Below are 14,540 nucleotides of genomic sequence, written 5' to 3'. Positions count from 1 at the left end.
CCGGGGACAGGCTGCTCAGCAGGCGTCCCGCATGAGTTCGGCCAGGTCGTGGTCCAGGTCGAGCTGGAGGTACTCCAGCCCGACCGGCACGAGCACGCTCGTGGCCTCCAGGAACCGGCGCAGCTCACCCGTCATCACGTGCACGACGGCGATGCCCTCGGGGGCGTGGAACTCCATGACCGTCCGGTCGTATCCGTAGGGCCGTACCCGGACGTCGCCGTGGCCCTCGGGCTCGTGGACACCGGCCGCGAGCAGCTCGCGGCTGAAGGTCCAGCAGACCTCCACACCCTCCAGCGTGGCGGGGGCGGGGAAGGTCATGCGGACCGCGTAGGGATCGCGCCGGTCGTAGTGCAGCATCGCGGGAATGTTCGGCATCCGCGGCGCGGCTGCGACGAGGCGGGCCTCAACGGGCTGCTCGATGACGATGGACAACGCCTTGCTCCCTTGTGACGGCGGGACGGACTGCCGGTGGACGAGGCCGGGCACTGGAAGAGACGCGAGAATCGGCCACTTCGTGCACACGAATGCCGAGTGACCTCGGTCACCACCTTCCATCACGGCGGTGACGCGGCGAGGGCGTCTGGACGGTGTCGGGGCGGTGGGCTAGCTTCGCCCGCCATGAGGCGCTTGGGAAACACGCGACGAACGGCACCGGCGATGCGGGCGACAGTGACGGGACGGAAGGTGCCGGTGACGCCCACGGTATCGACGCCCCGCCCGGCACCGGCGAAACGAACGACACTTTTGAGGCGTACGGCGGCCGGGGCGATGTGCGCGGCGGCGCTGGCCGCCCTGACGGCCGTACCCGCGCAGGCACACGCGCCGCGGCATCCGGTGCCGCACTGGGAACTCAAGGACAGCGGCAGCCCGGACGTGCGGTTCCGGGGCCTGTCGGCGGTCGGCCGGGACACGGCCTGGGTGGCCGGCACCGCGGGCACCGTCCTGCGTACCACGGACGGCGGGTCGAGCTGGCGGAACGTGTCGCCGCCGGGCGCCGCCGACCTCCAGTTCCGGGACATCGAGGCGTTCGACGCGCGGCGGGCCGTGGTCCTGGCCATCGGAGAGGGCGAGGCGTCCCGCGTGTACCGCACCGAGGACGGCGGGGCGACCTGGACCGAGTCCTTCCGCAACACCGACGCGAAGGCCTTCTACGACTGCCTCACCTTCTTCGACCGCCGCCACGGCCTGGCGATGAGCGACCCGGTGGACGGGAAGTTCCGCATCCTGTCCACCAGTGACGGCGGCCGCTCCTGGAAGGTGCTGCCGAGCGCGGGCATGCCGGCCGCGCAGGACGGGGAGGCCGGGTTCGCGGCCAGTGGCCAGTGCCTGGTCAGTTCCGGGCCGAAGGACGTGTGGCTGGCCACCGGCGGGGCCGCACGCGCGCGTGTGCTGCACTCGGCCGACCGCGGGCTGACCTGGACGGCCGCCGACACGCCGATTCCGGCCGGCGACCCGGCCCGCGGCGTCTTCGCCCTCGCCTTCCGCGACCGTACGCACGGCCTCGCGGTCGGCGGCGACTACCGCGCGGACCAGCCGTCACAGCGGTCGGCGGCCGTGACCGGCGACGGCGGCCGCACCTGGCGCGGCGCCGCCACGCCCCCGCCCGCCTACCGCTCCGGCGTCGCCTGGCTCCCGCACAGCCGCACGGCCGCGCTCGCGGTCGGCCCCACCGGCACCGACCTGACCACGGACGGCGGCCGCACCTGGCGCACGGTGGATCCGGGCTCGTACGACACCGTGGACTGTGCCACGGGCCTCGGCTGCTGGGCGGCGGGCGAGAAGGGGCGGGTGGCCCGGCTGGAGAACTGACCGCGCGACGACAGGGGGCATCCGCGCGCGACGGGGTACCCGGCCACCAGACCGGAGAGGAGTGAACGGACATGCCACGTGGTTCGAGCCCCAAGCGGGAACGCCAGTACGAGCACATCAAGGACAGCGCGCAGGACCGGGGCGAGAGCACCGAACGCGCCGAGGAGATCGCGGCGCGCACGGTGAACAAGGAACGCGCCCGGTCCGGCGAGTCGAAGACCGCGAGCCGCGTCTCGACCCAGGACAAGAAGTCGTCCGGGCAGCGGGGCGGCGAGCGGTCCGGCAAGGGCTCCCAGGGCCCCACCCGGGACCAGTTGTACGAGGAGGCCAAGCGCCGCAACATCCAGGGGCGTTCGGACATGAACAAGAGCGATCTGCAGCGCGCTCTGGGCAAGAGCTGACACCCGGGCCCCGGTCGGGCCGGGGGTCCGAAGGGCCGCCCGCGGCGGTCCTCGCGATCGGGTGCCATCCTCCGCGACGGCGGGAACCGACCTCGCCGTCGCGGATGTTCGCGCTCGCCCCGGGGCGAGCGCGGGCGGCCGGGGGCCCGTACGCTCGGCACCACCATGACGACGACCGTACGTACTCCGGCGGGCTGGCCCGCGACCGAGGAAGAGGCCCGCGCCGTCCAGGACGAGCTGCGGCGGCGAGTGGTCCTCGACGAGCCGGGCCCGCCGCCCGGGACGGGCCGGGTGACGGGTGTCGACGTGGCCTACGACGACGAGCTCGACGTGGTCGCGGCAGCGGCCGTCGTGCTGGACGCCGAGACCCTCGACGTCGTCGCCGAGGCCACCGCCGTCGGCCGGGTCTCCTTCCCGTACGTCCCCGGGCTGCTCGCCTTCCGCGAGATCCCCACGGTCCTGGCCGCCCTCGACGCCCTGCCCTGCCCGCCCGGCCTGGTGGTCTGCGACGGCTACGGCCTGGCCCACCCCCGCCGCTTCGGCCTCGCGAGCCACCTCGGCGTCCTCACCGGCCTGCCCACGATCGGCGTCGCCAAGAACCCCTTCACGTTCACCTACGGCGATCCGGCTCCCCAACGCGGCGCGTCCTCGCCCCTGTTGGCGGGCGACGAGGAGGTCGGCCGCGCGCTGCGCACCCGCGAGGCGGTCAAGCCGGTGTTCGTGTCCGTCGGCCACCGCGTGAGCCTCTCCGCCGCCTGCGCCCACACCCTCGCCCTCACCCCCCACTACCGTCTCCCGGAAACAACCCGCACAGCGGACTCCCTGTGCCGACGGGCCCTGCGGGAGGCGACTCGGTGACTCGGCGAAACCATGCGGCCGCGCGGGGGCGGATCGCCGTCGTGTCGGGGGAGCGACCGCAGGACGGGCCGGGCGGCACGTCCTGATGTGGGTGCCCGGGGCCCGCCGGGCTGAGTACGGGAACTGAGTACCTGTACGGATGCGGGCGCGTCACCGCCGTCGGCAGGCTGGGGCGCATGACGACGCACCGATCGCCCAAGCCCCTCGCCGACCCCGAGCGTCCCGTCGAGCGCGCCGTCACGGCGGCACTGATCCTGGCCGTGCTGGCGGGGCTCGCCTGGATCTGCGGGATGATCTACACCGTGGCGCAGTGGCCGCTGTAGGCCCGCAGGGCGAAGGACGGTCCGCGTACCGGGCGTACGTCCCCGGGTGATCCGGCGACGCGGGGACGTACCGTTCCGGACTCCGCCCGCTGATCCGGCGACGTGGCGACGTACCGTTCCGGACTCCGCCCGCTGGTCCGGCGACGCGGGGACGTACCGTTCCGGACTCCGCCCGCTGATCCGGCGACGCGGCGACGCGCCGTTCCCGACGCGCCCGCTGATCCGCCGCGCAGGACCGGACACGCCCCGGGACCCCGTCAGCGGCTCGCGGCCACCCGGAAGGTGAGGCCCGCCCGGCGCAGCCGCTCGGTCAGCGCGTCGCCCATCGCCTGCGCCGTGGTGACCTGACCCGCCGTCGGCGGCAGCTCGTCCAGGGCCAGGGACAGCGCGGACTCGGCGAACATCTTCGCCGTCTCGTCGTAGCCGGGATCGCCGCCCGAGACCTCCGTGAACACCTCCCGGCCGCCGCCCCGGCCGACGAAGCGGACCCGGAACCAGCTCTTCGCGCGCTTCTCGGCGCTCGGCCCGTCCCCGGGCCTGACCCGGTCGGACAACCAGCGCCGTGCGAACGGAAGCTGCGCGGCCGCGACGAGCGTGCCCACGCCCACGGCTCCGCCCACCGCCATCGGGAGATGCCTGACCGCCGCGTAGTGGCGGTAGCGGAAGTCGGGACCGTACCGCTCCAGGGCTTTCGCGGACCGCCGTACGATCTGCGCGTCGATGGTCGGCAGGGGCAGCGCCCAGGCGCCGACCTCCCCGGCGAACCGCGGCGCGCCCGTCGGGGCGGAGGCCCGCCGTCCCATCAGCCGCGGCTCGTGCCGGCGCCGCTCCCGCGCGGCGGCCAGCACCTGCCGTCCACGCGAGAACTGGCCGAGCGCCGAGGCGAACGTGCCGCCGGAGAAGGCGGCGTCCGCGGTCACGAACCCGTCGACGGTCAGCGGCACGCCCTCCGGAAGCTGCCGGACCGTGAAGTAGGCGCCCAGGTCGTGCGGTACCGAGTCGAACCCGCAGGCGTGCACCAGCCGGGAGCCGGTCTCCCGCGCGCGTGCGTCGTGGCGGACGTACGTCAGGTCCACGAACTCCGGCTCCCCGGTGAGGTCCAGATAGTCCGCGCCGGTGTCCGCGCAGGCGGCGACGAGCTCCTCGCCGTAGGTCACGTAGGGGCCCACCGTCGTGGCCACCACGCGCGCGTGCTCGGCGAGCGCGCGCAGCGAGGCCGGATCGGACACGTCCGCGCGCAGGACGCCGGGCTCCGCGCCCCCGGGCAGCCGCTCGCGCAGCCGCTCCAGCTTCTCCTCGCTGCGGCCCGCGATCGCCCAGCGCAGTCCGTCCGGCGCATGGGCGGCGAGGTACTCCGCGGTGAGCGTCCCGACGAAGCCGGTGGCTCCGAAGAGCACGATGTCGTAGGGACGGTCGGTCCTGTTCAGCCTGCTCATGACACCCCTCGGTCCAGCAGCACGCGCCGTTGTCGGTGGCCGAGGCTAGCGTGAGGGGTGCGAAGCCCGACGACGAGGTGGGAGGTGTGCGGTGGCCGTGCCCGGAAACGTCCTGACGAAGTGGCGGAAAGTGCGCGCGTTCGCCCTCGGTCTGCCGGGCGCCACCGAGGAGTTCCCCTGGGGCGAGACCGTCGCGAAGGTCAACGGCAAGGTCTTCGTCTTCCTCGGTGTCGTCGACGGCGGCCACCCGCCCGGCCTCACGGTGAAGCTCAGGGACGAGGCGGTCCACGCCCACGCCCTCACCTCTCCCGGCGCCGAACCCGCCGGGTACGGCCTGGGCAGGGCCGGCTGGGTGAGTGTCCCGCTGGCCCGGAAGGGCGCCCCGGCCGCCGAGCTGCTGTGCGACTGGGTGGAGGACAGCTACCGGGAGATCGCTCCCAAGCGCCTCATAGCGGAGCTCGACGGGCGCTGAGGCGGAGGGAAGACCCCCTGAGCCGAGGTTGCCGCCTGGCACGGCCGGGCCGTTGGCCAAGCGCTTGCTCGCCCAGGCCTTGTGCCGGGGAACACGTTCCTAGCATCATCGGTGTAACAGCAGTTGTGTCACGACCCATGGGGGCTGCATGGCAGCGGCAAGGACGCCAGGACACGGTCCGCTCACCGGCGTGCGCGTGGTCGAGCTGGCCGGCATCGGGCCGGGCCCGTTCGCCGCCATGCTCCTGGCCGACCTGGGCGCCGACGTCGTCCGCGTCGACCGGCCCGGCGGCGCGGGGCTGGCCATCGCCCCCGAGTACGACATCACCAACCGCAACAAGCGCTCGGTGATCCTCGACCTGAAGTCACCGGACGGCCCCGCCCGCGTCCTCGACCTCGCCCAACGCGCGGACATCCTCATCGAGGGCAACCGCCCCGGCGTCGCCGAGCGGCTCGGTGTCGGCCCCGAGGACTGCCACGCCCGCAACCCCTCTCTGGTCTACGGCCGGATGACCGGCTGGGGTCAGGACGGTCCCCTCGCCCAGCGCGCCGGCCACGACGTCGCGTACATCGCGCTCACCGGCACCCTCGGCATGATCGGCCAGCCGGACCGGCCGCCCGCCGTACCGGCCAACCTCCTCGGCGACTTCGCCGGCGGCTCGCTGTACCTCGTCGTCGGCGTCCTCGCCGCCCTCCACCACGCGCGCGCCACCGGCGCCGGCCAGGTCGTCGACGCGGCCATCGTCGACGGCACCTCCCACCTGTCGGCCATGATCCACGGCATGCTCGCCGCGGGCGGCTGGCAGGACCGGCGCGCGGCGAACCTCCTGGACGGCGGCTGCCCCTACTACGGCACCTACGAGACCGCCGACGGACGGCACATGGCGGTGGGCGCCCTGGAGCCGCTGTTCTACGAGGAGTTCCTGCGCCTGCTCGGCATCGAGGACCAGGCCGGGGCCCGCACGGACTGGACCCGCTGGGGAGAGCTGCGCGAGGCGGTCACGGCCCGCTTCAGGACCCGGACCAGGGACGAGTGGACCGCCGTCTTCGAGGACTCCGACGCGTGCGTGGCGCCCGTACTGTCGCTGCGCGAGGCCCCGCACCACCCGCACCTCGCGGCCCGCGGCACCTTCACCGACCACGGCGGCCTCAGCCAGCCCGCCCCCGCGCCCCGTTTCTCCGAGACCCCCACCACCGTCCGCACCGGCCCCGCGCGGCCCGGCGCGGGCACCGCCGACGTGGCCCGCGACTGGGACGTACCCGACCTCATGAAGGACCTTGGATGAAGCGGCGGATCTTCGCTCCCGAGCACGACGCGTTCCGCGCGACCGTGCGCAGCTTCCTGGACAGGGAGGTGCTGCCCCACTACGAGCAGTGGGAGAAGGACGGCATCGTCTCCCGGGACGCCTGGTCGGCGGCCGGCAAGCAGGGCCTGCTCGGGCTCGCCGTCCCCGAGGAGTACGGGGGCGGCGGCACCCCCGACTTCCGCCACAGCGCCGTGCTCGCCGAGGAGTTCACCCGGGCGGGCGCTCCCGGCCTCGCCCTCGGACTGCACAACGACATCATCGGCCCCTACCTCACCGGCCTCGGCACCGAGGAGCAGAAGCGCCGCTGGCTGCCCGGCTTCTGCGACGGCTCGCTGATCACGGCCATCGCCATGACCGAGCCGGGCGCCGGCTCCGACCTCCAGGGCATCCGGACCCACGCGGAGGACCGCGGCGACCACTGGCTGCTCAACGGCTCGAAGACGTTCATCTCCAACGGGATCCTCGCCGACCTCGTCGTCGTCGTCGCGAGGACGACCCCGCAGGGCGGTGCGCACGGCCTCTCCCTGCTCGTCGTCGAGCGCGGCACGGAGGGCTTCGAGCGGGGCCGCAACCTCGACAAGATCGGCCAGAAGGCGCAGGACACCGCCGAGCTGTTCTTCCACGACGTCCGCGTGCCCAAGGGGAACCTGCTCGGCGAACTCAACGGCGCCTTCGGGCACCTGATGACCAACCTCGCCCAGGAACGCCTGAGCATCGCCGTCTCCGCGATCGCCGCCGCGGAGCACCTCCTGGAGATCACCACGCGGTACGTCAAGGAGCGCGAGGCCTTCGGCCGGCCGCTCGCCCGACTGCAGCACATACGCTTCGAAACAGCCGAGATGGCCACTGAGTGCGCCGTCACCCGCGCCTTCCTCGACCGCTGCATCGAGGACCACGCGGACGGCGAACTCGACGCGGTGCACGCCTCCATGGCCAAGTGGTGGGCGACCGAACTGCAGAAGCGGGTGGCCGACCGCTGCCTGCAACTGCACGGCGGCTACGGCTACATGAGCGAACACCCCATAGCCCGGGCCTACACCGACGGCCGCATCCAGACCATCTACGGCGGGACCACCGAGATCATGAAGGAGATCATCGGCCGTTCCCTGCTCGGCTAACCCTCCCCGAAAGGCGTTTCAGTGAGCACCGAAGCGTACGTGTACGACGCGATCCGCACCCCCCGCGGACGCGGCAAGGCGAACGGATCCCTGCACGGCACCAAGCCCATCGACCTGGTCGTCGGACTCATCCACGAGATCCGGGGCCGCTTTCCGGGCCTGGACCCGGCCGCGATCGACGACATCGTGCTCGGTGTCGTCGGACCGGTCGGCGACCAGGGCTCCGACATCGCCCGGATCGCGGCCGTCGCCGCCGGACTGCCCGACACGGTGGCCGGCGTGCAGGAGAACCGCTTCTGTGCCTCCGGCCTGGAGGCCGTCAACATGGCCGCGGCCAAGGTCCGTTCGGGCTGGGAGGACCTCGTCCTCGCGGGCGGCGTCGAGTCCATGTCGCGGGTGCCGATGGCCTCCGACGGCGGCGCCTGGTTCAACGACCCGATGACCAACCTCGCCACCAACTTCGTGCCGCAGGGCATCGGCGCCGACCTCATCGCCACCATCGAGGGCTTCACCCGCCGGGACGTCGACGAGTACGCCGCCCTCTCGCAGGAGCGGGCCGCCACCGCCTGGAAGGAAGGCCGCTTCGAGCGGTCCGTCGTCCCGGTCGTGGACCGCGCCGGCCTCGTCGTCCTCGACCACGACGAGTTCCCGCGCCCCGGGACCACCGCCGACTCCCTCGCCAAGCTCAAGCCCTCCTTCGCCGACATCGGCGAACTGGGCGGCTTCGACGCCGTGGCCCTGCAGAAGTACCACTGGGTCGAGAAGATCGACCACGTCCACCACGCCGGCAACTCCTCCGGCATCGTCGACGGCGCCTCGCTGGTCGCGATCGGCTCCCGGGAGGTCGGCGAGCGCCACGGCCTCACCCCGCGCGCGCGGATCGTCTCCGCGGCCGTGTCCGGTTCCGAACCCACCATCATGCTCACCGGCCCCGCGCCCGCCACCCGCAAGGCGCTCGCCAAGGCCGGACTCACCATCGACGACATCGACCTGGTGGAGATCAACGAGGCGTTCGCGGCGGTCGTCCTGCGCTTCGTACGGGACATGGGACTGTCCCTGGACAAGGTCAACGTCAACGGCGGCGCGATCGCCCTGGGCCACCCGCTCGGCGCCACCGGCGCCATGATCCTCGGCACGCTCGTCGACGAACTGGAGCGCCAGGACAAGCGGTACGGCCTCGCCACGCTGTGCGTGGGCGGCGGCATGGGCGTGGCGACGATCGTCGAACGCATCTGACACCCGGCGGAATCCGGACCCGAGCGACTTCAACGGAGACCCTGTCATGACCGAGAGCACCACCATCCGCTGGGAACAGGACGACACCGGTGTCGTCACCCTCGTCCTCGACGACCCCGACCAGTCCGCGAACACCATGAACCAGGCGTTCCGCGACTCCCTCGCCGCGATCGCGGACCGCCTGGAGCGGGAAGTCCAGGCCAACCCCGACGCCGTCCGCGGCATCATCCTCACCTCGGCCAAGAAGACCTTCTTCGCCGGCGGCGACCTGCGCGACCTGATCCGGGTCACCCCCGAGACCGCGCGGGAACTGTTCGACGGCGGCCTCGCCATCAAGCGCGACCTGCGCCGCATCGAGACCCTCGGCAAGCCGGTCGTCGCCGCCATCAACGGCGCCGCGCTCGGCGGCGGTTACGAACTCGCCCTGGCCTGCCACCACCGGGTCGCGCTCGACGCTCCCGGCTCGAAGATCGGCTGCCCCGAGGTCACCCTCGGCCTGCTCCCCGGCGGCGGCGGCGTCGTCCGCACCGTACGCCTGCTGGGCATCGCCGACGCGCTGCTGAAGGTGCTGCTCCAGGGCACCCAGTACAGCCCGCGGCGCGCCCAGGAGAACGGCCTGGTCCACGAAGTGGCCGCCACCCCGGACGAGTTGATCGCCAAGGCCCGCGCCTACATCGACGCCAACCCCGTCTCCCAGCAGCCCTGGGACAAGCCCGGGTACCGGATTCCGGGAGGCACGCCCGCCCACCCCAAGTTCGCGGCGAACCTGCCCGCCTTCCCCGCCAACCTGCGCAAGCAGACGAACGGCGCGCCCTACCCGGCCCCCCGCAACATCCTCGCGGCCGCGGTCGAGGGCTCCCAGGTCGACTTCGAGACCGCGCAGGTCATCGAGGCCCGCTACTTCGTCGAGCTCGCGGCCGGCCAGACGTCGAAGAACATGATCCAGGCCTTCTTCTTCGACCTCCAGGCCGTCAACTCCGGCGTCAACCGTCCGGCGGGTGTCGAACCGCGCCCGGTCCGCAGGGCCGCCGTGCTCGGCGCCGGGATGATGGGCGCGGGCATCGCCTACTCGTGTGCCCGCGCGGGCATCGACGTCGTCCTGAAGGACGTGTCGCTGGAAGCCGCCGTCAAGGGCAAGGGCTACTCCGAGAAGCTGTGCGCCAAGGCCGTCTCCCGGGGCCGTACGACCCAGGAGCAGGCGGACGCGCTGCTCGCCCGCATCACCCCCACCGCCGACCCCCAGGACCTGGCCGGCTGCGACGCGGTCATCGAGGCCGTCTTCGAGGACGTCGCCCTCAAGCACAAGGTGTTCGAGGAGATCCAGGACGTCGTCGACCCCGACGCCCTGCTGTGCTCCAACACCTCCACCCTGCCCATCACCGCGCTCGCCGAGGGCGTCCGGCGCCAGGGCGACTTCATCGGGCTGCACTTCTTCTCGCCCGTCGACAAGATGCCGCTCGTCGAGATCATCAAGGGCGAGCGCACCGGCGAGGAGGCCCTCGCGCGCGCCTTCGACCTGGTCCGGCAGATCAAGAAGACCCCGATCGTCGTCAACGACTCCCGCGGCTTCTTCACCTCCCGGGTCATCGGGCACTTCATCAACGAGGGCGTGGCCATGGTCGGCGAGGGCATCGAGCCCGCGTCGGTCGAGCAGGCGGCCGCGCAGGCGGGCTACCCGGCCAAGGTCCTGTCCCTCATGGACGAACTGACGCTCACGCTGCCGCGCAAGATCCGGGCCGAGTCCAGGCGGGCCGTCGAGGAGGCCGGCGGCACCTGGCCAGGGCATCCGGCGGAGGCCGTCATCGACCGCATGGTCGACGAGTTCGGCCGCACCGGCCGCAGCGGCGGAGCCGGCTTCTACGACTACGCCGACGGCCGGCGCACCGGCCTGTGGCCGGGCCTGCGGGAGCACTTCACGCGTGCCGGCGCCGAGATTCCCTTCGAGGACATGCAGGAGCGCATGCTCTTCTCCGAGGCGCTCGACACCGTCAAGCTGCTGGAGGAGGGCGTCCTGACGTCCGTCGCCGACGCCAACATCGGGTCGATCTTCGGCATCGGGTTCCCGGGCTGGACGGGCGGCGTCCTGCAGTACATCAACGGCTACGAGGGCGGCCTGCCCGGATTCGTGGCACGCGCGCGGGAACTCGCCGAGCGTTACGGCGAGCGCTTCACGCCGCCGGCGCTGCTGGTGGAGAAGGCGGCGAAGGGGGAGCCGTTCAGCGACGCGCGCTGAGCGACACGCCCGCCGGTTCCCGGGGACGGGACGAGGACGGGGGAGGCGTCGACCCGCGCACCGGTCGGCGCCGTCCCCGTCCCCGTTTCCTGGGAAGTCTCCCGGCCGGCACCGGCACGCGCGGCCGGGTCAGCCGACCGAGGACGCCCCGCGGGCCGGCGCCCCGTCGAGCCACTCGCGCAGCTCCTCCTTGAGGGACCGCTGGAAGGTCGTCAGAAGCGCCTGCACCACCAGCGGGTGCATGTGGGCCGACAGGGACTTCACGTCCTGTGCGTCCCGCTCCGAGACCTCGCCGCGAAAGAGCAGCGACAGTTCGTGGGCCGCCGCCCGGGAGTGCTCGATGAGCACCGTGCGCGCCGCGAGGATCACCTCCTGCGACAGCGGTACGTCGAGGAGCCGCACACCGAGTCGGAGCAGGCCGAGGTCGACGCGGTAGGAGTCCTCCTCGGGCCGGACCACGCCCATCGCACCCAGCCGCTCCATCTCGTCGTCGCCGAGCGCCCGGCCCGCGCGCCGCTCCAGTTCCGCCCGCCCCACCGTCTCCACCGCCTCCGGGGCCCAGGACGCCACCACGGCGCGCTGGACCGCCAGGTCGCGGGCGCTCAGGCCGGCCGGCAGCTGGTGCAGATAGCGCTCGATGGCCGCCAGCGTCATGCCCTGGTTCTGCAGCTCCTCGATCAGTTCCAGCCGCGCCAGGTGCTCGCGGCCGTAGTGACCCACCCGGCGCGGACCGATCGCCGGCGGCGGCAGCAGACCCCGGGTGGCGTAGAAGCGGACGGTGCGGACCGTGACGCCCGCGCGTGCGGCCAGCTCGTCGATCGTGAGGGTCGGCTCCCCGGTGTCGGTCGTCATGTGCAGCAGTATCGCTGTCCCACCAGTGCTGTGAAACCTCGGCCGCACCATCCGCGCAGGCGGTGCCGCGCGCACAGCGGTCACGGACGGGGTGCCGCGGCGCCGTCGCCGTGCGGTGCGCACACCGCACGGCGACGCCGGGGATCAGGTCTGTCTGCGCCGGGCGACCGTGAGACCGATCGCGCCGGCGATGGCCAGCGGCGCCCCCAACAGGCTCAGCACGGGCACCTGGCCGATCAGGCCGATGGCGACGCACACCGCCCCGATGAGCGTCAGCGCTCGCCACAGCCCCAGACCCTCGTTGCTCTTCTGCGTACCGGACATGGTCCTCTCCCCACTCCCTCCCTGGTTCCTGCTCGCCGTTGTTACCCAAAGCGGCCGTACACCAGACGGGAGTTCGAGGTTCCGCCTCGGCGGGGCACGTCCGATTGCCGTCTTCTGCACAGGAGTTGACACCTGTACCGTCCCGCGCATGCCGACTCGCATGCGCTTCACGACCTGGAGATCGCTCGCCACGGGGATCATCGCCGTCCTGACGGCCGCCTTCCTCACCCCGGCGGCGGCCCACGGCTCCCCCCGGGAAAGCCGCCCCGTCTACTCGTACGAGAACGCCGTCCGCGAGGCGGTCTGGGTGGACACCGGCCTCGACGGCGACAACGACGGGCGCGCCGACCGCGTCGCCGTCGACATCGTCCGCCCCCGCGAACCCGCCCGCCAGGGCCGCAAGGTCCCCGTCATCATGGACGCCAGCCCGTACTACTCCTGCTGCGGGCGCGGCAACGAGAGCCAGCTGAAGACGTACGACGCGGACGGCGACGTCGTCCAGATGCCGCTGTTCTACGACAACTACTTCGTGCCCCGCGGCTACGCCTTCGTCGGCGTGGACCTCGCCGGCACCAACCGCTCCGACGGCTGCGTCGACGTCGGCGGCCGCTCCGACATCCAGTCCGCGAAGGCCGTCGTCGACTGGCTCAACGGCCGGGCCAGGGCCTACACCAGCCGCACCGGCACGGACCGCGCCAGGGCGAGCTGGACCAACGGGAAGACCGGCATGATCGGCAAGAGCTGGGACGGCACCATCGCCAACGGCGTGGCCGCCACCGGCGTCCGGGGCCTCGAGACCATCGTGCCGATCAGCGCCATCTCCTCCTGGTACGACTACTACTTCGCCAAGGGCGCCCCGCTCTACGACTCCGGCCCCGACTGGCTCTCCGACTACGTCGACAGCCCCGACGCCCGCGCCAAGTGCGCCGCCGTGCAGCGGAAACTCGTCGACCAGGCCCCGCGCAGCGGTGACTGGACCTCGCTGTGGACCGAGCGCGACTACGTGAAGGACGCCGCGAAGGTGAAGGCCAGCGTCTTCCTGGTGCACGGCATGCAGGACCTCAACGTGCGCACCAAGCACCTCGGGCAGTGGTGGGACGCCCTCGCGAAGCACGGCGTGGAGCGCAAGATCTGGCTCTCCCAGACCGGCCACGTCGACCCCTTCGACTTCCGCCGCACCGCCTGGGTCGACACCCTGCACCGCTGGTTCGACCACGAACTCCTCGGCTACGACAACGGCATCGACCGTGAGCCGGTGGCCGACATCGAGCGCCACCCCGACCAGTGGGTCACCTCCACCTCCTGGCCGCCGCGCGGCACGGCCGCCACCACCCTGCGCCCGGACGCGGGCACGCAGCCGGGCGTCGGCACCCTCGGTACGAGCAGGGGTCACGGCACGGCGACCTTCACCGACGACCCGCGGCTCGGTGAGACCGACTGGGCCGCGCGGTTCGACACCTCCACACCCGACAAGGCCGGCTTCGCGACCGGACCGCTCACCCGCGACCTGCGCCTGTCCGGCTCCTCCCGGGTCACCGTCACCGCGACCCCGACCACCGCGACCGCCCACCTGTCCGCCGTCCTGGTCGACCTCGGCCCCGACACCATCCGCGACTACGGCGCGAGCGGGGAGGGCATCACCACGCTCGCCGACCGCACCTGCTGGGGAGTGAGCACCACGGGCGACAGCGCCTGCTTCAGGCAGACACGGGCCCAGACGACCGACGTCGGCCACACCGTCGTCAGCCGCGGGTGGGCGGACCTCGGCAACCACGCCTCCGACCGCAGGGGCGTCCCGCTCACCCCGGGCAAGGCGTACACGATCACCCTGGACCTCGCGGCCACCGACCACGTCGTCCCGGCCGGCCACCGCCTGGCCCTGATCGTCGCGGGCACCGACAAGGACCTCATCGACCCCCCGTCGAGCACGCCGACGCTCACCCTCGACCTGTCCCGCACCTCGGCCCGGGTACCGCTGGTCGGCGGGGCGGCCGCGTTCGCGCGCGCCACCGCGGGTTCGGCGGCCGCCGCCCCCGCCGCCACGGCACCCGACGGCGTGCGGGCACCGCGCACCACCCAGCGGGTCCCCGGAGGAAGCGTGTGACGCCCCCCGTGCGCCCGCGTCCTCCCGCTCCCGGACGCGGGCGTCCCGCACCACCTCACGGCCGGTGA

At 72.9% G+C, this 14,540-nt stretch carries 14 protein-coding genes; 10 read left to right on the top strand and 4 right to left on the bottom strand.

Features of this window, described 5'->3' with window-relative positions:
* Positions 1–15: 15 nt before the first annotated feature.
* A complete protein-coding gene (locus OG985_RS10880; RefSeq protein WP_371668074.1) occupies positions 16–432 on the bottom strand; it encodes an SsgA family sporulation/cell division regulator in 417 nt (138 codons plus the stop codon).
* Positions 433–768: 336 nt separating this feature from the next.
* On the opposite strand from OG985_RS10880, the gene OG985_RS10875 reads away from it, so the two are divergent.
* The 4 genes from OG985_RS10875 (at position 769) to mmpA (ending at position 3,391) form a co-directional block, all read left to right on the top strand.
* Entirely contained in the window at positions 769–1,809 is a 1,041-nt protein-coding gene (locus OG985_RS10875) for a WD40/YVTN/BNR-like repeat-containing protein (protein ID WP_371674330.1), read from the top strand.
* Positions 1,810–1,880: 71 nt separating this feature from the next.
* Entirely contained in the window at positions 1,881–2,210 is a 330-nt protein-coding gene (locus tag OG985_RS10870; RefSeq protein WP_371668073.1) for a plasmid stabilization protein, read from the top strand.
* Positions 2,211–2,375: 165 nt separating this feature from the next.
* Positions 2,376–3,068, top strand: a complete 693-nt coding sequence (locus OG985_RS10865) for an endonuclease V (protein WP_371668072.1) — start codon at positions 2,376–2,378, stop codon at positions 3,066–3,068.
* 176 nt (positions 3,069–3,244) lie between these two features.
* Complete coding sequence (gene mmpA, locus OG985_RS10860; protein ID WP_371668071.1) at positions 3,245–3,391, top strand: morphogenic membrane protein MmpA; 147 nt, start codon at positions 3,245–3,247, stop codon at positions 3,389–3,391.
* Positions 3,392–3,648: 257 nt separating this feature from the next.
* Here mmpA and OG985_RS10855 read toward each other — a convergent pair whose 3' ends face one another.
* Entirely contained in the window at positions 3,649–4,827 is a 1,179-nt protein-coding gene (locus tag OG985_RS10855; protein ID WP_371668070.1) for a trans-acting enoyl reductase family protein, read from the bottom strand.
* A gap of 91 nt (positions 4,828–4,918) precedes the next feature.
* Here OG985_RS10855 and OG985_RS10850 point away from each other — a divergent pair, with 91 nt between their 5' ends.
* The 5 genes from OG985_RS10850 to OG985_RS10830 all read left to right on the top strand — a co-directional run bounded on the left by OG985_RS10850 (position 4,919) and on the right by OG985_RS10830 (position 11,192).
* The gene (locus tag OG985_RS10850; protein ID WP_371668069.1) at positions 4,919–5,299 is read left to right on the top strand and encodes an MmcQ/YjbR family DNA-binding protein; all 381 of its coding nucleotides are present in this window, start codon (positions 4,919–4,921) and stop codon (positions 5,297–5,299) included.
* A gap of 148 nt (positions 5,300–5,447) precedes the next feature.
* Positions 5,448–6,584: a CaiB/BaiF CoA transferase family protein gene (locus OG985_RS10845; RefSeq protein WP_371668068.1), complete on the top strand. Its 1,137-nt coding sequence runs from the start codon at positions 5,448–5,450 to the stop codon at positions 6,582–6,584.
* Entirely contained in the window at positions 6,581–7,723 is a 1,143-nt protein-coding gene (locus OG985_RS10840) for an acyl-CoA dehydrogenase family protein (RefSeq protein ID WP_371668067.1), read from the top strand. Before OG985_RS10845 ends, OG985_RS10840 begins: the two co-directional genes overlap by 4 nt.
* A gap of 21 nt (positions 7,724–7,744) precedes the next feature.
* Positions 7,745–8,959, top strand: a complete 1,215-nt coding sequence (locus tag OG985_RS10835) for an acetyl-CoA C-acetyltransferase (RefSeq protein WP_371668066.1) — start codon at positions 7,745–7,747, stop codon at positions 8,957–8,959.
* A 46-nt stretch (positions 8,960–9,005) separates the two neighbouring features.
* Positions 9,006–11,192: a 3-hydroxyacyl-CoA dehydrogenase NAD-binding domain-containing protein gene (locus tag OG985_RS10830; RefSeq protein ID WP_371668065.1), complete on the top strand. Its 2,187-nt coding sequence runs from the start codon at positions 9,006–9,008 to the stop codon at positions 11,190–11,192.
* A 129-nt stretch (positions 11,193–11,321) separates the two neighbouring features.
* On the opposite strand, the gene OG985_RS10825 is transcribed toward OG985_RS10830, so the two are convergent.
* Positions 11,322–12,044: a MerR family transcriptional regulator gene (locus tag OG985_RS10825; RefSeq protein WP_371668064.1), complete on the bottom strand. Its 723-nt coding sequence runs from the start codon at positions 12,042–12,044 to the stop codon at positions 11,322–11,324.
* A 144-nt stretch (positions 12,045–12,188) separates the two neighbouring features.
* A complete protein-coding gene (locus OG985_RS10820) occupies positions 12,189–12,368 on the bottom strand; it encodes a hypothetical protein (RefSeq protein ID WP_371668063.1) in 180 nt (59 codons plus the stop codon).
* Between the two features lie 148 nt (positions 12,369–12,516).
* On the opposite strand from OG985_RS10820, the gene OG985_RS10815 reads away from it, so the two are divergent.
* The gene (locus OG985_RS10815; protein WP_371668062.1) at positions 12,517–14,472 is read left to right on the top strand and encodes a Xaa-Pro dipeptidyl-peptidase; all 1,956 of its coding nucleotides are present in this window, start codon (positions 12,517–12,519) and stop codon (positions 14,470–14,472) included.
* Positions 14,473–14,540: the final 68 nt, after the last annotated feature.

The sequence above is a fragment of the Streptomyces sp. NBC_00289 genome (assembly GCF_041435115.1).
Taxonomy (GTDB): domain Bacteria; phylum Actinomycetota; class Actinomycetes; order Streptomycetales; family Streptomycetaceae; genus Streptomyces.
Note: the sequence above shows the minus strand (reverse complement) of the source record. Positions and strands in the feature narration are given on the sequence as shown.

Bases quoted from the DNA above. Each gene is read 5' to 3' on its own strand.
- OG985_RS10840 (WP_371668067.1), top strand. From the start codon at position 6,581: ATGAAGCGGCGGATCTTCGCTCCCGAGCACGACGCGTTCCGCGCGACC.
- OG985_RS10825 (WP_371668064.1), bottom strand. From the start codon at position 12,044: ATGACGACCGACACCGGGGAGCCGACCCTCACGATCGACGAGCTGGCC.
- mmpA (WP_371668071.1), top strand. From the start codon at position 3,245: ATGACGACGCACCGATCGCCCAAGCCCCTCGCCGACCCCGAGCGTCCC.
- OG985_RS10830 (WP_371668065.1), top strand. From the start codon at position 9,006: ATGACCGAGAGCACCACCATCCGCTGGGAACAGGACGACACCGGTGTC.
- OG985_RS10865 (WP_371668072.1), top strand. From the start codon at position 2,376: ATGACGACGACCGTACGTACTCCGGCGGGCTGGCCCGCGACCGAGGAA.
- OG985_RS10875 (WP_371674330.1), top strand. From the start codon at position 769: ATGTGCGCGGCGGCGCTGGCCGCCCTGACGGCCGTACCCGCGCAGGCA.
- OG985_RS10820 (WP_371668063.1), bottom strand. From the start codon at position 12,368: ATGTCCGGTACGCAGAAGAGCAACGAGGGTCTGGGGCTGTGGCGAGCG.
- OG985_RS10845 (WP_371668068.1), top strand. From the start codon at position 5,448: ATGGCAGCGGCAAGGACGCCAGGACACGGTCCGCTCACCGGCGTGCGC.
- OG985_RS10815 (WP_371668062.1), top strand. From the start codon at position 12,517: ATGCCGACTCGCATGCGCTTCACGACCTGGAGATCGCTCGCCACGGGG.
- OG985_RS10870 (WP_371668073.1), top strand. From the start codon at position 1,881: ATGCCACGTGGTTCGAGCCCCAAGCGGGAACGCCAGTACGAGCACATC.
- OG985_RS10855 (WP_371668070.1), bottom strand. From the start codon at position 4,827: ATGAGCAGGCTGAACAGGACCGACCGTCCCTACGACATCGTGCTCTTC.